At 37.0% G+C, this 17479-nt stretch carries 25 protein-coding genes and 1 pseudogene; 13 read left to right on the forward strand and 13 right to left on the reverse strand.

The window, feature by feature from the left end; genetic code table 11:
* The first annotated feature begins 28 nt into the window (after nucleotides 1-28).
* Complete coding sequence (gene map / locus GH754_RS04370; RefSeq protein WP_153727506.1) at nucleotides 29-778, forward strand: type I methionyl aminopeptidase; 750 nt, start codon at nucleotides 29-31, stop codon at nucleotides 776-778.
* A 133-nt stretch (nucleotides 779-911) separates the two neighbouring features.
* Here the strand turns inward: map and GH754_RS04375 are convergent, their stop codons facing one another.
* The 5 genes from GH754_RS04375 to GH754_RS19780 form a co-directional block, all read right to left on the reverse strand.
* On the reverse strand, nucleotides 912-1163 hold the full coding sequence (locus tag GH754_RS04375; RefSeq protein ID WP_153727507.1) for a YkuS family protein: 252 nt from the start codon (nucleotides 1161-1163) through the stop codon (nucleotides 912-914).
* 145 nt (nucleotides 1164-1308) lie between these two features.
* Nucleotides 1309-2427, reverse strand: a complete 1119-nt coding sequence (locus tag GH754_RS04380; protein ID WP_153727508.1) for an N-acetyldiaminopimelate deacetylase — start codon at nucleotides 2425-2427, stop codon at nucleotides 1309-1311.
* 423 nt (nucleotides 2428-2850) lie between these two features.
* Nucleotides 2851-3570, reverse strand: a complete 720-nt coding sequence (gene dapD / locus GH754_RS04385) for a 2,3,4,5-tetrahydropyridine-2,6-dicarboxylate N-acetyltransferase (protein ID WP_323741850.1) — start codon at nucleotides 3568-3570, stop codon at nucleotides 2851-2853.
* Between the two features lie 194 nt (nucleotides 3571-3764).
* Nucleotides 3765-4220 carry a cyclic-di-AMP-binding protein CbpB gene (gene cbpB, locus GH754_RS04390; RefSeq protein ID WP_153727509.1) on the reverse strand — a complete coding sequence of 152 codons (456 nt, stop codon included), beginning with the start codon at nucleotides 4218-4220 and terminating at the stop codon, nucleotides 3765-3767.
* A gap of 110 nt (nucleotides 4221-4330) precedes the next feature.
* The gene (locus GH754_RS19780; protein ID WP_267206650.1) at nucleotides 4331-4462 is read right to left on the reverse strand and encodes a hypothetical protein; all 132 of its coding nucleotides are present in this window, start codon (nucleotides 4460-4462) and stop codon (nucleotides 4331-4333) included.
* A 199-nt stretch (nucleotides 4463-4661) separates the two neighbouring features.
* Here GH754_RS19780 and trhA point away from each other — a divergent pair, with 199 nt between their 5' ends.
* From trhA to GH754_RS04410, 4 genes are all read left to right on the forward strand, one after another.
* Nucleotides 4662-5300: a PAQR family membrane homeostasis protein TrhA gene (trhA, locus tag GH754_RS04395; RefSeq protein WP_323741851.1), complete on the forward strand. Its 639-nt coding sequence runs from the start codon at nucleotides 4662-4664 to the stop codon at nucleotides 5298-5300.
* Between the two features lie 204 nt (nucleotides 5301-5504).
* Nucleotides 5505-6389 (forward strand): metallophosphoesterase, encoded by an 885-nt coding sequence (locus GH754_RS04400; protein ID WP_228550120.1) that lies wholly within the window; start codon nucleotides 5505-5507, stop codon nucleotides 6387-6389.
* A gap of 83 nt (nucleotides 6390-6472) precedes the next feature.
* The gene (locus GH754_RS04405) at nucleotides 6473-7111 is read left to right on the forward strand and encodes an SCO family protein (RefSeq protein WP_228550121.1); all 639 of its coding nucleotides are present in this window, start codon (nucleotides 6473-6475) and stop codon (nucleotides 7109-7111) included.
* Nucleotides 7112-7180: 69 nt separating this feature from the next.
* A complete protein-coding gene (locus GH754_RS04410) occupies nucleotides 7181-7657 on the forward strand; it encodes a YkyB family protein (protein WP_153727510.1) in 477 nt (158 codons plus the stop codon).
* Between the two features lie 45 nt (nucleotides 7658-7702).
* On the opposite strand, the gene GH754_RS04415 is transcribed toward GH754_RS04410, so the two are convergent.
* Nucleotides 7703-8017, reverse strand: coding sequence for a YbjQ family protein (locus GH754_RS04415; protein ID WP_323741852.1), 315 nt, complete (start codon nucleotides 8015-8017; stop codon nucleotides 7703-7705).
* Nucleotides 8018-8057: 40 nt separating this feature from the next.
* On the reverse strand, nucleotides 8058-8258 hold the full coding sequence (locus GH754_RS04420) for a PLDc N-terminal domain-containing protein (protein ID WP_153727511.1): 201 nt from the start codon (nucleotides 8256-8258) through the stop codon (nucleotides 8058-8060).
* A 134-nt stretch (nucleotides 8259-8392) separates the two neighbouring features.
* Between GH754_RS04420 and GH754_RS04425 the strand changes: the two genes are divergently transcribed.
* Entirely contained in the window at nucleotides 8393-8572 is a 180-nt protein-coding gene (locus tag GH754_RS04425) for a small acid-soluble spore protein H (protein WP_323741853.1), read from the forward strand.
* 23 nt (nucleotides 8573-8595) lie between these two features.
* Here GH754_RS04425 and GH754_RS04430 read toward each other — a convergent pair whose 3' ends face one another.
* Nucleotides 8596-9000: a hypothetical protein gene (locus tag GH754_RS04430; protein ID WP_153727513.1), complete on the reverse strand. Its 405-nt coding sequence runs from the start codon at nucleotides 8998-9000 to the stop codon at nucleotides 8596-8598.
* A 138-nt stretch (nucleotides 9001-9138) separates the two neighbouring features.
* Between GH754_RS04430 and GH754_RS04435 the strand changes: the two genes are divergently transcribed.
* Nucleotides 9139-10038: a DMT family transporter gene (locus tag GH754_RS04435; protein ID WP_153727514.1), complete on the forward strand. Its 900-nt coding sequence runs from the start codon at nucleotides 9139-9141 to the stop codon at nucleotides 10036-10038.
* Between the two features lies 1 nt (nucleotide 10039).
* On the opposite strand, the gene GH754_RS19785 is transcribed toward GH754_RS04435, so the two are convergent.
* Nucleotides 10040-10174 (reverse strand): hypothetical protein, encoded by a 135-nt coding sequence (locus tag GH754_RS19785; RefSeq protein WP_267206651.1) that lies wholly within the window; start codon nucleotides 10172-10174, stop codon nucleotides 10040-10042.
* 60 nt (nucleotides 10175-10234) lie between these two features.
* On the opposite strand from GH754_RS19785, the gene GH754_RS04440 reads away from it, so the two are divergent.
* Nucleotides 10235-10558 carry a hemerythrin domain-containing protein gene (locus GH754_RS04440; protein ID WP_153727515.1) on the forward strand — a complete coding sequence of 108 codons (324 nt, stop codon included), beginning with the start codon at nucleotides 10235-10237 and terminating at the stop codon, nucleotides 10556-10558.
* 165 nt (nucleotides 10559-10723) lie between these two features.
* Here the strand turns inward: GH754_RS04440 and GH754_RS04445 are convergent, their stop codons facing one another.
* On the reverse strand, nucleotides 10724-10876 hold the full coding sequence (locus GH754_RS04445; RefSeq protein ID WP_153727516.1) for an FbpB family small basic protein: 153 nt from the start codon (nucleotides 10874-10876) through the stop codon (nucleotides 10724-10726).
* Nucleotides 10877-10994: 118 nt separating this feature from the next.
* Between GH754_RS04445 and GH754_RS04450 the strand changes: the two genes are divergently transcribed.
* Nucleotides 10995-12158 carry an aminotransferase A gene (locus GH754_RS04450; protein ID WP_153727517.1) on the forward strand — a complete coding sequence of 388 codons (1164 nt, stop codon included), beginning with the start codon at nucleotides 10995-10997 and terminating at the stop codon, nucleotides 12156-12158.
* A gap of 68 nt (nucleotides 12159-12226) precedes the next feature.
* Here the strand turns inward: GH754_RS04450 and GH754_RS04455 are convergent, their stop codons facing one another.
* Nucleotides 12227-12406, reverse strand: a complete 180-nt coding sequence (locus GH754_RS04455) for an aspartyl-phosphate phosphatase Spo0E family protein (protein WP_323741854.1) — start codon at nucleotides 12404-12406, stop codon at nucleotides 12227-12229.
* A gap of 73 nt (nucleotides 12407-12479) precedes the next feature.
* Nucleotides 12480-12686 carry an aspartyl-phosphate phosphatase Spo0E family protein gene (locus GH754_RS04460; protein WP_153727518.1) on the reverse strand — a complete coding sequence of 69 codons (207 nt, stop codon included), beginning with the start codon at nucleotides 12684-12686 and terminating at the stop codon, nucleotides 12480-12482.
* 351 nt (nucleotides 12687-13037) lie between these two features.
* On the opposite strand from GH754_RS04460, the gene lepB reads away from it, so the two are divergent.
* From lepB to GH754_RS04475, 4 genes and pseudogenes are all read left to right on the forward strand, one after another.
* Nucleotides 13038-13547 (forward strand): signal peptidase I, encoded by a 510-nt coding sequence (lepB, locus tag GH754_RS04465; RefSeq protein WP_153727519.1) that lies wholly within the window; start codon nucleotides 13038-13040, stop codon nucleotides 13545-13547.
* 315 nt (nucleotides 13548-13862) lie between these two features.
* Nucleotides 13863-13907: pseudogene (locus GH754_RS20070) on the forward strand (hypothetical protein); the annotation flags it as partial.
* Between the two features lie 90 nt (nucleotides 13908-13997).
* Nucleotides 13998-15017 carry a zinc ribbon domain-containing protein gene (locus GH754_RS04470; RefSeq protein WP_228550122.1) on the forward strand — a complete coding sequence of 340 codons (1020 nt, stop codon included), beginning with the start codon at nucleotides 13998-14000 and terminating at the stop codon, nucleotides 15015-15017.
* A gap of 15 nt (nucleotides 15018-15032) precedes the next feature.
* On the forward strand, nucleotides 15033-16220 hold the full coding sequence (locus GH754_RS04475; RefSeq protein WP_194841278.1) for a S1C family serine protease: 1188 nt from the start codon (nucleotides 15033-15035) through the stop codon (nucleotides 16218-16220).
* 679 nt (nucleotides 16221-16899) lie between these two features.
* Here GH754_RS04475 and GH754_RS04480 read toward each other — a convergent pair.
* Nucleotides 16900-17442, reverse strand: a complete 543-nt coding sequence (locus tag GH754_RS04480) for a hypothetical protein (protein ID WP_153727522.1) — start codon at nucleotides 17440-17442, stop codon at nucleotides 16900-16902.
* Nucleotides 17443-17479 lie beyond the last annotated feature (37 nt).

Genomic DNA, 17479 nt, shown 5'->3' on the forward strand with positions numbered 1-17479 from the left:
AATTTAAATGTCAGGAGAGAGACACCCTATGATCAGTAGAAAAAGCAAACGTGAAATTATGTTAATGCATGAAGCTGGAAAATTACTGGCGGAATGCCATAGACAAATTGCTAAGATGATTAAACCAGGGATTACTACCATGGAAATTGATCAATTTGTAGAAAAGTTCTTAGCCAAGCATGGAGCAACTCCCGAACAAAAAGGCTATCAAGGCTATGAATACGCTACTTGTGCTTCCATAAATGATGAGATTTGTCATGGTTTCCCTCGAACAACACCTCTGGAGGAAGGGGATATTGTTACCGTCGATATGGTAGTGAATTTAAACGGTGGGTTAGCTGATTCTGCTTGGACGTATCATGTTGGTGATAACATTGATGAAGAAAAACAGCGATTACTAGATGTAACGAAAACGTCTCTTTATAAAGGGATTGAGCAAGCGGTTGTTGGAAATCGTGTGGGTGACATTGGTCATGCAATTCAATCCTATGTAGAGGGTGAAAATTTCTCTGTTGTACGCGAATTCACAGGACATGGCATAGGAGATACTTTACATGAGGAACCAACCATTCTACATTATGGCTCTCCTGGAAAGGGTCTACGCTTAAAAGAAGGTATGGTCATTACAATTGAGCCTATGGTCAATGTCGGAGCATGGCAATCTAAAATGGATGACAATGGCTGGACAGCGAGAACAATAGACGGAAAGCTTTCCGCCCAATATGAGCATACACTTGCCATTACTAAAGATGGCCCATTAATTTTAACGGAGCAATAAAACGGTAACTAGAACACATACTTTATCATCACCATTAAGAAAATTAAGAAAGGATGTCCCAGTAATCTTGGGACATCCTTTTGATTTAACACCTTTTTTCAAAATAAGTAGTTTTCCATAAAGCCACAAAATATTAAGATGTATGGTTTAGGCGTTCTTCAACCTCATGTAGTACGTCATTAGCACTCATACCTTTAGCCTGTATTACAGAGCCTCCTGGTACGTCTGCAGTCATTCCCATCACATTTTGATCGACTCCAGTCACAACACAACAATCACAATTTGCAGCATCATCCATCGTGTGTAAATCTACTACATCATACCCCTTTTCCTGTAATGCACTTTTTACATCCCCTAAAGATTCTTCTACACCGACGCGTTTCATGCTTCATACCTCCTACGTATTTCAAATCGAAAATTTTAATTGGTAAAGTGAATCAGAACTATGTATTTAGTAAAACACAAATTCCGACCACTCATGTAACAAGTCTTTAGTAGTTTGTCCGAGAGATGTAATATTATGCAATGATTTACTTAAGGTTATGAAGAATGTGCAGGTTAGCTTTTACCGCGACTTCCATTGCCTCTTCTCTAGGATTCAATTTAGCATGATGTAAACCATAAGGGGAATCGACACCAAGCCAGTACATAAACCCGGGGATTTCCTTCAACATATAACCAAAGTCTTCCCCTGTCATTGCCTGATTTGCACGTTTGAAGGTTATCCCTGCCTCCTTCATTCCCACTTCGAACTGATGAACATACGCAGCATGGTTCCACACCTGATAATAGTTAGCCCCGTAATCAATCATCCCTTTACAGTCATAACGAATTTCAATAGCCCTAACTAATTTTTCTATTCTTGTTTTAACCTCATCCATCGTATCAGCTTTTAAGGTGCGAATTGTACCTTCCAATCTGGAATGCTCGGCTATGATATTTTGTACGGTACCACCTGTAATCTTACCTACTGTAACCACAGCTGAATCAATTGGGTCTACCATTCGAGCGACAATTTGTTGGAGCTCTGTGACAAATGCACTAGCGGCAACAACCATATCCTTTGTATGATGCGGATAAGCAGCATGACCCCCTTTCCCCTTAAAATCAATAAATAGCTCACTTGTATTAGCAAACAGTAAGCCATCCTTTGAGGAAACTGTTCCCACAGGTAATTCTGGCGCAATGTGTAATGCAAATATTACGTCAGGACGCCATTTTTTCATTTGCTCTGCCTGGAGCATAGGGAATGCCCCACCCGGCCCCTCCTCAGCTGGCTGAAAAATCATTAGTACGTTATGACTTGGTCTTTCCTTTGTAAGTTCTTTTAGCATACTTAAGGCGATGGTCATATGGAAGTCATGACCACAAGCATGCATTTGTCCTTCGTGCTGTGATTGAAAAGAAAAATCGGTTTCTTCTGTAATCGGCAGTCCATCAATGTCAGTCCGGTAGCCGATGGTTTTAGCCCCTTGTTTTCCTTGAACTCGAACAAAAATACCTGTCTTCCACGTTTCAATTTCAAGATAGTCCTGGGGTAAGGATTTTATGTAACGGAGTAAATATTGTTGAGTTTTAAACTCCTGAAAACCAAGCTCAGGAATTTGGTGCAGTTCTCTTCTGATTTGCTGCATCTCTTGTAGATTCATAGTTATCACACCTTTCTTTGAAAAACGCTCTTTTATATGTGTCTAAAAAGATATAAACTGCGATATACCACCGGGCGCGGCGGTTCATTAATACACGCGTAGAGATATCCATGACGTACAAGGTAAAAAGAGTGAAATACGGTTATAGGGTACTAATGACAAGCGAAATATCAGCGGAAACAGAAATACGGTCGTCATGAACCCCTCATGACACCCGTTTTTGACTCCTTGCTGTTTTTTCTGAAACGGTAAGCATGCACTCGTCATCTGAACGACTTGGGGAGTCTTACAGCTATTTAATTACGTCGCGATTTATATCTATAAAAACCAAATACCGCCTACGAAAATAGCCTAAAAAAAAGAAAAGCAGGAGTTCAAAACTCCTGCTCCATTCAAGGAACAAGTCGAGTTCTTGTTCCAAACTTAGTTATCGAGCTTACGAAGCTCAACTTTAATTTCTGTTTTGGATTTTGTTTGATCATCGATTTCCTTGATCACCTTGGCTGGAGTACCAGCTACTACAGTGTTTGGAGGTACGTCCTCAGTTACAATCGCACCTGCTGCTACAACTGAGCCTTTTCCTACCGTTACTCCTTCAAGTACAACGGCATTGGCACCAATGACAACCTCATCTTCAATCACGACTGGCTTTGCAGAAGGTGGCTCGATGACACCTGCAAGCACTGTTCCCGCACCAATGTGGCAGTTTTTACCAACTGTTGCACGGCCACCAAGTACAACATTCATATCAATCATGGTACCTTCACCTACAACAGAACCAATATTAATACTAGCTCCCATCATAATTACTGCACCATCACCAATTTCAACTTGATCACGAATAATAGCACCTGGCTCGATTCGGGCATTAATACCTTTTAGGTCTAGTAATGGAATAGCAGAATTGCGACGGTCATTTTCGACTACATAATCAGCAATTTCGTCACTATGTACATTTAAAAACTCTTGAATGACTTTCCATTCACCAAATAATACTCCTGAAGTATCTTCAACAAAGGCTTGAATTTCATCACCAAAGTCTAATTGGTTTAATCCCCCACCTTTTACATAAACCTTTACAGGTGTTGATTTTGTACTGTTTGAGATAAAATTAATAATTTCATTTGCATCCATCATTTTCACGACGTTTACACCTCTTCTGTATTGTTTTTCTTAACTTTATCAAAACCCGCTTTCCTTTGACAAGCTATATTCATTAGAAAATCTAGTTTTAATATAAAGAAAACTTGACCACGTTAAAGGAAATCTTTGAAAGCGTATTGTGCTTCCTTAGAATTCCTTATACACTAGAAAAAATTGTTGGCGGTAGCCAACAATTATTCCGTGTCCTTCTTATTATTTTCATGTAAGTAACGGTTCATCTGTTTTAAAATAACTCTTCTTGTTAAAATACCGTCAAAATAACCGCTTTCGTCGACTACACAAACAAAAGGGCGATTGATGACTAATTTTAATCCCTTCATAAACGTATCGTCTTTTCTTATCGTTGGAACATCCTTCTCCATAACAAACGAAACTGTTATTTTTGATAGTTTTTCCACTTCAATACGCTCAATACCAAGTATACTCTCAATAATCATGGTCTTACTAACAATTCCTTCAAAATGAAAGTTAGCGTCTAACACTGGTACAGCTGAATAACCGGTTTTTACAAGGACCAATAGAGCATGCTCAAGTGGATTTTGGTTTTGAACATGGGCTACTTTTTCTGAAGGTATCATTAAATCGCTAATTTTTGTTTCCAGTATTTCTGTGCTTTCTGTACTTAACATGTGGTCGTTCACTCCTTTTTGCACAGGAGATTTCGTTTTTGAATGGTTTGGTGATTCATCCAAAAAACCTTATAATCTAACACCTCTATATTTTAACATAGTTAAAGGGTTTAATCATCTTGCTTCTGTTCTTGTTGATATTGAACATTAATTTCGATTGGCTGAATGGTCATACTACCACATACAGGACAGAAATGTTCATCCTCTGTCATCACACAGCATTCTAAACAGTAGAAAAACATCAATATCACCTACTTTATTTCTGTTTAATATATATTATGTGGTAGATATAGGGAAAGTTCGAAAAACAAATTCCGATACAACCTTATACATTCACACACACTTTTTGGGCTCATACATAGAATAACGAAAGCAAAAGAGTAAAAAAATGATTATGTTACAAAATAGGAAACAGAAATAACAAGTGAGAAAAGACAAAAGGTGATGAATGTGTATACTTACTCAAGAAAGGAAGAAATCGCAAATGCTCTTACACATGGTGTAGGTGCACTCTTAAGTATTGTTGCTCTAGCTACCTTAATTACCTACGCCTCTGGGGGAAGTGTTTGGCAGATTATATCGGTGATCATTTACGGAATTACCATGTTTATGATGTATATCTCCTCTACTATTGTTCATGTACTTAATGAGGGAAAGCTCAAGGATTTCTTTCTCATATTGGATCACAGTTCCATCTTTTTGTTTATTGCAGGCACGTACACCCCTATTACATTGCTTTTACTTAAAGGCACACTTGGATGGACGCTATTTCTGACCGTTTGGAGTGTAGCTCTTTTTGGTGTTCTTTTTAAAATTATTTTTGTTCGTAAATTTATGTTTATGACAACGCTCCTATATATGTTACTTGGTTGGTTCATCGTAATTGCGTGGGAGCCATTAAGCTCTAAATTGGCTTTTAACGGTATCCTATTACTTGTATTGGGGGGATTATGCTACTCAGTTGGGACTATTTTTTATCTATGGCGGGGATTCCCTTATCACCATGCAATTTGGCATATCCTTGTCGTATTTGGCAGTGCTTTTCACTTTTTTACGATTCTGAAATATGTTCTCGCATAGGAAGCGAAGTTAGATCCTATGCGAGATTTTTTGTGCCACTAAACCTTCCCCAGCTGCAACCTGTTCATTTTGTCGCTGCTAGTAATATTGCTCCCAAAAAATCCCTATTAGAATATAAAGAAAATAATCCATTTACCACTATTAAATAGTCTATTGAAATGCTAAAATTACTATTGATTTGATAAACTCCAAGGATGATAAGTGATGAAAAAACAAATGACACGGCGCTCTTTCTTAAAGCGTTTTACATATGGTATTTTAGGTACGTTAGGATTAAGTGGGGGGACGTATTATTATTCTAAACATCTTGAGCCTACGATGTTATCCATAAAGGAAGATTCCATTTTCTCTCCGAAATTGCCACCTGCCTTTGAAAATTTTAAAATTCTTCAGTTTGGTGATACCCATTTAGGATTTCACTATGATTTAGGACAGTTTGAGGAATTAATCCAACTCATTAATGAACAAAAACCAGATCTTGTCCTTTTTAATGGTGATTTAGTAGACGAACCGAATATGTTTCCACAGATTGAATTTGAGGCCTGCATCCAAGTTCTATCGAAAATCAAGGCCCCATTCGGTAAATACTGGGTATATGGAAATCATGATCATGGTGGATATGGAACAGAAACGTTAAACCATGTGATGGAATTAAGTGGGTTTAAATTGTTAAAAAATGAATCCCTCCCAATTCAAAAGGATCAGTCGACCATTCAGTTGGCAGGTCTCGATGATGTGATGCTTGGTAGACCTGATCTAGAGGAGACGTTTAAAGAGGCAAACCCAGAACAGTTTACGATATTAATGTGCCACGAACCTGATTTTGCTGATCATACCGTCCATTACCCAGTTGATATTCAGTTTTCTGGCCACAGCCATGGGGGACAAATACAAATACCCTTTTTAGGTTATCTCGTTACTCCTCCTTTTGCTGAAAAATACGTAGAAGGAAAATATCAAATTGGCAGCCGACCTTTACAATTATTTGTAACAAGGGGTATAGGCACAACAAGACTCCCATTTCGTTTCCTATGTAAGCCAGAAATTAATATCTATAGTTTACAACAAAATAGAAGCGAAGAGTTATAATATTGTCACAATATTATTAACAGCTATTCCCTCCATTACATGTTACAATATAAGTGATTACTGGATTCAGGAGGACAGAACCTATGAAAATGATCAAACCTATTGGAGCTATACTTTTAGCTTTACTCGTCCTAAATGCATGTGGCGGCAATGAAGAAAACAATGAGAGCAACACAGCTGCTGATCAAAATCAAAACGCTCAGCCTAGTGCTTCCCAAGATATCAATTTTGAAATAGAGGATTTCACCTACACCAACCAAGACAAAGAAAAGGTTTCACTTGAGGATCTAAAGGGTACATATTGGGTAGCAGACTTTATTTTTACTAGCTGTGAGACGGCATGTTTAACAATGTCACCAAATATGGCTCGAATGCAGCAACAATTAAAAGATGAAGAAATGGAAGATGTACATCTCATCTCTTTTAGTGCAGACCCAAATGTTGATACACCTGAAGTCTTAAAGGAGTATGGAAAGAAATATGGGGCAGATTTCTCTAAATGGGATTTCCTCACTGGATATTCCCAAAAAGAAATCGAAAAATTTGCAGCCGATTCTTTTAAAACACTCGTTTCTAAAGTAGAGGGAGAGGACCAGGTTGCGCATGGTACATCTTTTTATTTGATCAATCCTGAAGGACAAGCTATTAAGAAATACCCAGGATTAAAAGCTTCCTCCTCTCAAAGCATTATAGAAGATATCAAGAAGTTAGAGAATCAGTGAGAAGGAGTTCCCTTCTTGCTGATTTACTTATACATTTACATTCAGTCAATATAAAAAGGAGATATTAAAATGAAAAAGGATGATTATCAACAATATTCAACAAAACAAATTGCAGAGGCGATTTCAGTAGTAAATCGACATGCCAAGGCTGCACCAGACCCACGCCACTTGTATTCCATTAAACAAAAAGCAATACAAAGGCTTTTCTCAGAAAAGAAAGCGAAAAAGATTGGACTCCACTATTCTAATCACCCCAAATTTAGTCAACAGCATTCTACTCTTTTAATAAAGGTTGACGACTATTATTTTCATCTCCCGCCGAAGCGAGAAGACTTCAAACAATTAAAACATCTGGGATCTCTTGATGATTCATATCGAAATCCAAAGCCTCAGTTAAATCTAAAAAATGCTAAGACTATTTTGTATAACTATATCGGCTGGAAACCAAAAGAAAATAAAAAATCTCGCTCCTATTCTTACAACCGTCCCATCTCCTCTTGGGTAGCCGGAGGTAAACGAAAAACATGGAGCTATTTTGATCGCTAAATTAAAAAAAGCATTCCTGCCAGTTTGGCCGGAATGCTTTTTCACCTACTTAAGGCGAACAGCAGTACCTGATGCCACTATCATGATCATTCCATCACGAAGTGTTTCATAATCTAAGTCCACTCCAATTATGGCGTGAGCTCCCATATTGGCTGCTTTTTCTTTCATTTCTCGAACTGCAATTTCACGCCCCTCTGAGAGCTTACTCTCATATGTTCCGCTTCTTCCCCCAACGATATCAGAAATACCAGCGAGAAAGTCTCTCACGACATTGGCGCCCATGATGGTTTCCCCAAAAACTACTCCTAAGTATTCCTCAACTTCCTTATTTTGTAATGTACTAGTTGTTGTCACAATCACAAAAAATCATCCTCTCAACAAAATATTTATTCAATGTCTACTAGTCATTTCGAATAACCAAATAGACAATTAAACCGACAATTGGAAAGAACAATGTACCTATTAAAACGACAATAGCATATTCTTTACTATTTCCGTTACGTATAGAATCACGATAAGCCCAAATACTTGTTACAATATTAAGAATGAAAAGGGCTAATATAAAAAATAAAATAATTGGAAAGATAATCATTGCCTCCATGATTCCACCCCCTGTATTACTTTCTACGATTCTAAAAGTACACAGGTTTCACTAAATAATGTCCTTTTTGTATATCCTGTTACTTTCCATCAAATATTATGATGGACGTATACATAAAAGGAGGTAGTATAAAAGTGGACCCAAAAAGAGCTCAGGAAATTGCATCTTCCACAAGCATGGTAAATGTCATGTATAATGGACAGGATGTTTATATTGAGCACGTGGATCAAGGGAATGGTCTTGCAACCATCCACCCTATTGATAATCCCAATCAAAAGCAAAGCGTGTCTGTCCAAAGCTTGGATGAGGCATAACGAAAACCCAGAAAGCCTAAACTTTAGGTTTTCTGGGTTTTCATTTGTCTCTGCTGTGTATTCTTTTTATTTTTTACCTTTATATGTTGAACGAGAGAAGAAATTGAATGAATTATAAATAGGAAAAATCCGAATACAACTATTCCGGATAGTGCATTCGCTAAGTCTGTAAAACTCATATTACCTGTCTCATAGACTCCTTGATACAATTCCACTAAGGCAAACACACATAGCAAAAACAAACTACCCACAACATAGGTGATGACCTTATTCCATTCTAGATACATAAGCCAACGAATCATAGGTCGTAAACAGTAATAGAAAATAATAATAGCCAAAAAACTGACAGCTAACTGAATATGACTTTCTGTTACCCCTAGAGGATACAGCTTACCCATGTCAATGATCATCATTGGAATATCACGCATCTTGATGCCTCCTTCCATCTATTAGCAGTTTTACTATAATTATGTTGGTTTATACATAAAGTAGAGTGAATATTTTGTATTCCTAGGACAGTCGGATTAAAGTATAATCAGGATATATATAAATGAAGGGGGCTTCATATGAAACGAGCACTTATTTTAATTTTTACGGGCGCTGCATTATGGGGAACCATTGGATGGTATGTAAATCACTTATATACATATGGGTTTACGCCTTTAGAGGTCGTAGCCTTAAGGGTAACGAGTACTGCCATATTGTTAGTTATTTATTTCCTGATCACAGAGAAAAAAGTATTTTTATTACAAAGTCCTGTCGATCTTAAATATTTTATAGGCACAGGGATATTTAGTATTATGTTTTTTAACTTTTGCTTGTTTACGGCAATGGACTATTCGACGTTGCCAATTGCCACAGCTCTATTATATACAGCACCTATTATTGTAACCATCTTGTCACGCATCCTATTTCAAGAAGCCTTTACCAAAACAAAGGGGATGGCGTTATTTGTATCAATGTTAGGAATTATTTTTATCGTCGAACTCATTCCATTCGATATCCAAACCTTTAATCTGATGGCTCTGCTATTTGGCTTGGGCTCAGGATTAGGCTATGCATTATATAGTGTGTTCAGTAAGTATGCGCTTGTAAAGTATCATAGTAAGACGATTACCCTGTATACTTTTATCGTTGCTATGATTGGTTCTCTTCCCTTTTTTCCTTATGAAAAAATAGCCATACTTACAGAACCCTTTGCCCTATATTATGCGATTGGATTAGGATTTTTCCCAACAGCTATTGCTTACATTGTATACACCATTGGACTAAAGGAGGTTGAAGCCTCTAAAGCTGCCATTTTCTCTACTATTGAACCGGTTGTTGCAACAGTGATTGGAATTACCTTATTTCAAGAAGCATTTTCCTTTATTCAAGCGCTTGGCATGCTTTGTATTATTGGCTCTGTAATTATGCTTCAAAGAGTTCCAAAGCAAAAGAAAACCAATATCACAGCCGGCTTGTGAGTTAACTCACAGAGCTGCCTCCAATGGAAGGCTCGTGGCCATCAACAGCCTGACTGGGATGCAGCTTCCTATTCCACTTTAATCGACTATATTGTTCAGGTTCACCATAATTTTTTACGTCAAGAATTACCAGCATTAAGTCCACTTATAACAAAAGTATTTAGAGTTCATGGAGGAAAACACCCTCATTTGAAAGATGTTTATCGATAATTCCATGCTACAAATGGAGCTAGAGGAACATAAAATCAAGGAGGAACAGGATGTCTTCCCTCTAATTCTTCAATACGAGGAAAGTAAGGATGAAAATGTCTTAGCAAGAGTACAAGAGCTTGAAGACGAACATGATCATGCAGGAAATCTTCTCAAGCAGCTTCGTGAAGTAACGAATGATTTTACCTTGCCTGAAGGAGCGTGCAATACGTATCGTATAACTTATAATCGTCTAAAGGATTTGGAAGAAGACACCTTCCAGCATATTCATTTAGAAAATCATGTTTTATTTGAAAGATTGGCTAATTAAATTTCCAATTCAACTGTACCCATAAAATCATGGAATCATGGTCCCCCAACCATTGATTTATAAAGGAGAAAACGAGGTAATCACCTTTTTAGATGAGTGCCTCGTTTTTATGTCATTTCATCCATTTAAATTCATGCATGACAATGATATGATTAATTTTGATTACTAATTCATTTTCGATTTTGAATCCTGGTTCTTTTTTACGCCATACTTCTTCTCAATCTTAAGGTCAATCTTTTTCATTAGTTTGTCGTCTTGCATAACTTTTTGCTTATTTTCATTTACTAATTCTTCGAAAGCTGGTAGTCTTGGTCTCATCGTTAAACCCCCTTTTCTGTAGTGTTTAACTTGTTATATCATATATTTTATCATAGAATTTTCTTAATATTTTTTAATTATTTGAACATTTTGTAACATTTTAGTAGGAGGCTAACAAATGGAAGATTTACTAAATCAACAAGTAACAAATATCCAAATATCAGGTATACGAAGATTCTTTAATCTAGTATCAGGGGAACGAGATGTCGTGTCATTAACGATTGGTCAACCTGACTTCCCCACGCCCACGCATGTGAAAGAAGCAGGTAAATCGGCCATCGATCAAAATTTCACAACCTATACACATAATGCTGGTATGCTTCCACTGAGAGAAGCCATTGCTAATTATGTGGATGAGAAATACGCTTTGCAGTATGACCCAAACGATGAAATTATTACAACTGTTGGAGCGTCTCAGGCTATCGACATTACGTTTAGGACAATCCTGAATGCTGGTGATGAAGTTATTTTGCCTGGACCTATATATCCAGCGTATGAGCCATTAATCAGGTTAGCAGGAGCAAAGCCTATCTTCGCTGATACAAGAGATCATGGCTTTAAAGCAACAGCAGAAGTTCTAGAGTCATACATAACAGAAAAAACCAAATGCATAGTCTTACCCTATCCCTCTAACCCAACAGGAGTTAGTTTGTCGAAAGAAGAATTAGAAGACATTGTAAATTTAGTCAAGAATAAGTCCATTTTTATCTTAGCTGATGAAATATACGCTGAATTAATCTATGAAAAGTCGCACGTTTCCATAGGAACATTCCCTGAGGTCAAAGAACAGACCATTATTGTTCAAGGTTTATCAAAATCACATTCTATGACTGGCTGGAGAATCGGATATGTTTTAGCACCAAGAACAATTGCACAACACTTATTAAAGGTACATCAGTATAATGTGTCTTGCCCTTCAAGTATTAGCCAGCACGCGGCCTTAGAAGCCCTTACAGAAGGAAAAGCAGATGCGGATGTGATGCGTCAAGATTATGTAAAAAGGCGTAACTTTGTATACAACAGTTTAGTTGATATGGGACTAGAAACGATGAAACCAGATGGGGCCTTTTATGTTTTCCCAAAGTTCCCCATAAAACAAACCACTTCCTTTGATCTCGGACTTGATTTAGTAAAACAAGCTAGATTGGCACTAGTACCTGGAGATGCCTTCTCTCCTTTAGGGCAAGGCTATATGAGGATTTCCTACGCCTATAACATGGAAACATTAGAACTTGGTATGGAACGACTCTCCGACTATTTAAAACAGAATAAGCTTAAATAATACAAAAAAATCAGCGGTTAAAACCGCTGATTTTTTTAATGAAGTTTGAAAGATTTATGAAGTTACCTTTACGTTTTTGTTCTATTTTCAAGAACCATTTGATACATATTAAGTAAGGTATCCAGCTTTCTACTAATTTGAATAGACTCCTTACTCGTAAAACCATTGACAGATGCAACTTCAATCATTTTGGATCGAACCAATTCGATCTCTCTCTTTAGTTTTAACATATCGTTAGTAGACGCCACCGATGGAGCCCCCCAAGTTACTAACCTTTTTTCAATCTTAACATGAACAAGTTCTATTTGCGTGGTGTCTATATCAATTTTTTGACAAATTATAGCTTTTCTCCTCTAGCTTGTCCCTTATGTATAAGTTGATCAGATTATCTAACTCTTGACTAACAGATAACGTTTTTGCACTTTCAATTCCAAAATCATCCGCCATGTCGTGCATTTCTTCTCTTTTCTCAACAATGGCTTCATACAAATATTCATTCCTCATATCTTCAGTTGTAAGCTTTCTCATACCCTATTACCCTTTCTATTTGTTTATTAAACGTTTATGATTATGTCAAAAGTAATATGAAAAGTAAATAGAATCGCAAAATTAGACAAATTATTTTGAAATTTATAGGAATATAGTGAATAATGATGCCATGCTTCGACATGAATTGAGGTTTTGTGGGGTGATTTATAGGGGATTTACTCTACTTTAAATATTTTAATATCATATAATCGCCTGCCTGGTTACTAGTACCTATAGATAACCTCTCTTAACGTTTAACATATAAAAAAGAGGATTAATAGGTATCCGAAATGAATACATATGGTAACATATATATATGCGATAATATAGAATGAGAAGGGAAGAACAATTTTGGCAAAAGAGATTTGGGAATGGGGAAAAGCTATTTTAATTGCAATTGGACTTGCATTTATTATCCGATCATTCGTATTTGCAACATCGGTTGTTGAAGGTGCAAGTATGTATCCAACCTTAGAAAATGGTGAGCGAGTCATATTTAATAAAGCTATTTATTACCTATCTGAGCCTGATCGTGGAGACATTGTAATCATCCAAAGGCCAACGAAAAACTATGTTAAGCGTGTAGTAGGATTACCAAATGATGTCATTGAAGTAAAGGATCACACGTTATACATTAATGATAAGAAAAAGGATCAAATTTATTTAGATGAGGAAGCAATCAACGGTACAGGTGATTTTGGACCTATAACAGTGCCCTCTGACAGCTACTTTGTGATGGGAGATAACCGCTCGATTAGCAAGGACAGTCGTAATGGTTTAGGGTTCATTGAAGAAGATGAAATCATTGGACGAAGTGAACTGATTATTTATCCATTCGGAGAGTTTTCTTTGACGCGATAATCATTTCATTTAATAAATCCTTGTTACCACATGGGTAACAAGGATTTTTACATGTTACGTATTTTTCCATCAAGCATGGTCAAACATGCAAAAGCCTATATTTACTAGAAGAATACCCACACAAACAATCCCCATAATAGTTTCGAGCATTACCCTACACCTCCATTCAACATCTATTATATGTAGAGGAATAAGTTCTACTAATCCCATATATATTTTACCAAAAAATCCACAGATTTAAGACTCTTTTTTTGAAATTGTATGTTAAAATTTATTGTGACTTCAATTATACTACACGGTTAGCAGGTGATTAAGATGCCCCATTGTCCTTACTGTGGGACAGAAGTAAAAAATGAAGAACAATTCTGTATCAATTGCGGAAAAGAATTACCAAACGACCTCTCAAGTCGTTTATCAAATAAAGGATTTAACAGATGGTGGTTCCTACCAATGGGTACACTATTAGTTTCGATTCTTCTTTTAATTGGATTTTATTTCTTACTATCCTATCAAGAAAATAAAGCTATAGATACTTATTATAACGGTGAAAATATGGCGCTAGAAGGCAAGTTTCAACAGGCTAAGGATTTATTTTCCGAAGCCCTTGATAAAAAAGAGAACTTTTCTGCAGCCAGACAAAATGTTCAGTTTATGGACATTGCGATTTCGATTCAAAATCAGCTTCATTCTGCTAATAATTTAATGCAGGAAGAAGCTTATGTACAAGCCTTAACCATCACGAAAAATGCTGAAGAAGAGCTACAAAATTACGATGGTAAAGTAGTCAACAAACTGCTTAACAAGTTAATCGACAAGCGAAACGAAATTAAAACTGAAGAGTTAAAGTTCAATCTTAATCAAGACCCAAGCATTGAAGATTTAAAGGTATTACTATGGCAAGCCGAAAGCATTCAAAATGAAGAAGCCAAATCAATCACCAAGGATATACGCACTCGTTTAGTTAATTTTACGTATACAAAAGCCAATGAAAGCTTGAAATTAAGACAATTTTCAGATGCCATGACCATTATTGAGGATGGTCTTCGCTATGCGCCAGAGAGCGAAAAATTAAACAGCCTTAAGACTACGATTGAAAAAGAAAAAGTTGCATTTGAAACTGAGCAACAAAAACGAATTTCGCAGGCTATGGATGCTGCTGAAAAAGAACATCAATTAAACAAAAACGATGCGATTGAAATTGTATCCATTTCATCAAGCATGGACGAATTTGGTGACCTTATTGTAAAGGGTAAGTTAAAAAGCGTAGCAACTGTACCTATTTATTCCGTGTCTGTATCCTATCAACTTGTCAATGAAGATGACGAAGTTGTGGAATCCAATGAAGTATACACCTATCCAGATACTCTTTATCCTGACGAAGAAGGTAATTTTGAGTTTACCCATTATGAAATTGATCAAGAGTATAAAGCGAAAATAGATAAGATACAGTGGTTCCTGGAGTCACCATGATAGGAGTTGAGACAATTGAAGAAAAAATATATTTTTTGGCCTGTGGTATTGTCACTTTTCACTGGGATTATCCTAATCGGTTTACTATTCCTTGTATACCAAAATTGGAATGAGGATAATATATCATTGGAAAATGATGTAGCAAAGCTTGTTCGGACCAATAAAGAAGAAAAAGAGACCAATTTGAAAACAATCATTCACGAGGCTCAAAAATCAGTTGTTCAAATTGAGGCAGAAAATGAGAGCGGACAAAACATTGGTTCTGGATTTATCTTTAATGAAAAAGGCGATATTATAACAAATGCTCATGTTGTACAGGATGCCGATTCTATCTTTGTGAAAACGTCTGATGCCCGCACCTACCCCGCCGCCTTAGTTGGAATTGGCGAAAATGAGGATGTGGCAGTACTACGTGTCCCACAATTGGTCGATCGAAGTACGTTACCGATTGATGGGGATTTCGAAGGTGAAATAGGTGATGATATTATTGCAGTTGGTAGTCCGCTTGGTTTTCAAAATACTGTTACAATAGGGATTATCTCTGGAAAAAATCGTAACTTTACCGTTGAAGAAGGATATGACTATCAAGGTCTCTATCAAATTTCAGCGCCTATCACAAACGGAAATAGTGGCGGCCCGCTCATTCATCGTCAAACCGGAAATATAATTGCAATCAATTCAGCCGGTTCTAAGGAAGGACAAATTGGATTCAGTCTTCCTCTTCATGAGGTTATTGACCTTGTGAACATGTGGTCAGATCAAGCAGACGATCAAGAATTAAATTATAACACTGAACTCACAACGTATGAGCAAGTGGATGAAGAACAGCTTAAGCAGGATGCTAACTATATCGTAAACTACTTCTTTGAGAATCTTGAAATGAGAGATTATTTAAATGCTTACACTCTACTAGGTAGTGATTTACAAAATCAAAAAACGTATCAGGACTTTCGAAAAGAATACGTACATGTGAATGATTTAAGCATAAATAATGTTGAAACAGAAATGACCTCCTCCCACCGTGTTCAAATCACCTTGAATGCGGATCATATCTCAAGGAAAGATAAACAAATACGATTAACCGAGCATTACAAATCCACATTTGTAATTGGGTATGAGAATGATCAATTAAAAATATTAGAGCAAGAAAGAGAATTATTATCAACAACAGAGCAAGAACTCACTGTCCCTGAAGAACAATAAGACATCTAATTACACAAATAGGCCTCCTTGCCAATAGCAAGTAGGCTTTTTACATGATGCTTTCTATGAAAAAGTTTTTTTGACTAAAAAGATATAAACTGCGACGTAAAAAAGTGTCTCCCAAGTCATTCTGATGAGTGCCTGCAAACCGTTCCGGCAGAATACTCCGCTTTCCATGGGCACTGCCTCAGCCTCCTCGTAAAGAAAACTTGGCTAGCGCCAAGCCGTAAGGCGCCGGCGATTGCCTAGTTGCACTTATACTATCTTCCAACTGAACTTAAAATTTTTGATAGTAGAAGCAAAGACCGCTTCCTGCGGGGTCTTCACCACGCTTCTTCCCATAGGAGTCTCCGTATTCTGCCTCCACTATTAGAGTGTTCTGATGAATGTATGGTTAAAAAGCTTTTAATAACCAATAGTTCAGCTCTAAATAAACTATTGAGGCACTGCATATAGCGGAGGAAATACACGGGGAGCAAAGAGACAGCTGAGACCCCGCAGCTTTAGCGAGGAAGCTCAGCGCTCGCCCGCGGAAAGCGAAGTGTATTTCCGTAGCGACGGTTTCGAACTCATCAAATTGATTTTTGGAAACTAGTAATGCTAAAATTACGTCGCAGTTTATATCCACTGCAAAGTATAAAAAGCAACAACATTTACGAAAACAGCCTTACATGAGGAACTAGTTTATCGAACACTCAAGTAAAAGTAAGGGATCACTCGAATGGTTGGTAATGATTTGCAGGTAATACCTATTTTGTTGAATCTCTAATGTTTGTAATGAACACCAGTTTTTACATTCTTGAAGGGAAAAATCAATGGCAAGGTCAAGTTGATGGTATAACGTTAAATAAGAGGAAAACTGCTGGTATGATAAAGGGGATAATTCATCTCCATATTTTGCTTTTATTCGTACAGGTTCGTTTTGGAGTCCAAGATTAACGATTTGGAAGATAGCATCGCCCTCATGAGGCTTTGCTGGAATATTGATGGGCATTACGGCTAGCCCTTTGTTTGTTTCATAGATAACCATTATCACTTTTACTCGATGGTCCAAATCTATTTTGACTTGTAAACAATCAACGCGATTAGGACTTTGTGATAATAGATCAACACTTGCCTCATCCGGATTTAGCTCCAAATGATTATGGATTCGAACTTTATCAGATGTAGAATTGACCCAGGCAATTCCCGGACTATGAAGTGAAAATCTTATATATCGCATACTACCCCTCCTTATGCTGCATCCTTAACATTTTATG

The organism is Salinibacillus xinjiangensis (genome assembly GCF_009649735.1).
Classification (GTDB): Bacteria; Bacillota; Bacilli; order Bacillales; family Alkalibacillaceae; genus Salinibacillus; species Salinibacillus xinjiangensis.

Excerpts from the sequence above, each read along its gene's own strand:
- map (WP_153727506.1), top strand. The coding sequence starts at position 29 with ATGATCAGTAGAAAAAGCAAACGTGAAATTATGTTAATGCATGAAGCT.
- GH754_RS04375 (WP_153727507.1), bottom strand. The coding sequence starts at position 1,163 with ATGAAACGCGTCGGTGTAGAAGAATCTTTAGGGGATGTAAAAAGTGCA.
- GH754_RS04380 (WP_153727508.1), bottom strand. The coding sequence starts at position 2,427 with ATGAATCTACAAGAGATGCAGCAAATCAGAAGAGAACTGCACCAAATT.
- cbpB (WP_153727509.1), bottom strand. The coding sequence starts at position 4,220 with ATGTTAAGTACAGAAAGCACAGAAATACTGGAAACAAAAATTAGCGAT.
- GH754_RS19780 (WP_267206650.1), bottom strand. The coding sequence starts at position 4,462 with ATGTTTTTCTACTGTTTAGAATGCTGTGTGATGACAGAGGATGAACAT.
- GH754_RS04400 (WP_228550120.1), top strand. The coding sequence starts at position 5,505 with ATGAAAAAACAAATGACACGGCGCTCTTTCTTAAAGCGTTTTACATAT.
- GH754_RS04405 (WP_228550121.1), top strand. The coding sequence starts at position 6,473 with ATGAAAATGATCAAACCTATTGGAGCTATACTTTTAGCTTTACTCGTC.
- GH754_RS04410 (WP_153727510.1), top strand. The coding sequence starts at position 7,181 with ATGAAAAAGGATGATTATCAACAATATTCAACAAAACAAATTGCAGAG.
- GH754_RS04420 (WP_153727511.1), bottom strand. The coding sequence starts at position 8,258 with ATGGAGGCAATGATTATCTTTCCAATTATTTTATTTTTTATATTAGCC.
- GH754_RS04430 (WP_153727513.1), bottom strand. The coding sequence starts at position 9,000 with ATGCGTGATATTCCAATGATGATCATTGACATGGGTAAGCTGTATCCT.
- GH754_RS04435 (WP_153727514.1), top strand. The coding sequence starts at position 9,139 with ATGAAACGAGCACTTATTTTAATTTTTACGGGCGCTGCATTATGGGGA.
- GH754_RS19785 (WP_267206651.1), bottom strand. The coding sequence starts at position 10,174 with ATGCTGGTAATTCTTGACGTAAAAAATTATGGTGAACCTGAACAATAT.
- GH754_RS04440 (WP_153727515.1), top strand. The coding sequence starts at position 10,235 with ATGTTTATCGATAATTCCATGCTACAAATGGAGCTAGAGGAACATAAA.
- GH754_RS04445 (WP_153727516.1), bottom strand. The coding sequence starts at position 10,876 with ATGAGACCAAGACTACCAGCTTTCGAAGAATTAGTAAATGAAAATAAG.
- GH754_RS04450 (WP_153727517.1), top strand. The coding sequence starts at position 10,995 with ATGGAAGATTTACTAAATCAACAAGTAACAAATATCCAAATATCAGGT.
- GH754_RS04460 (WP_153727518.1), bottom strand. The coding sequence starts at position 12,686 with ATGAGAAAGCTTACAACTGAAGATATGAGGAATGAATATTTGTATGAA.
- GH754_RS04470 (WP_228550122.1), top strand. The coding sequence starts at position 13,998 with ATGGGTACACTATTAGTTTCGATTCTTCTTTTAATTGGATTTTATTTC.
- GH754_RS04480 (WP_153727522.1), bottom strand. The coding sequence starts at position 17,442 with ATGCGATATATAAGATTTTCACTTCATAGTCCGGGAATTGCCTGGGTC.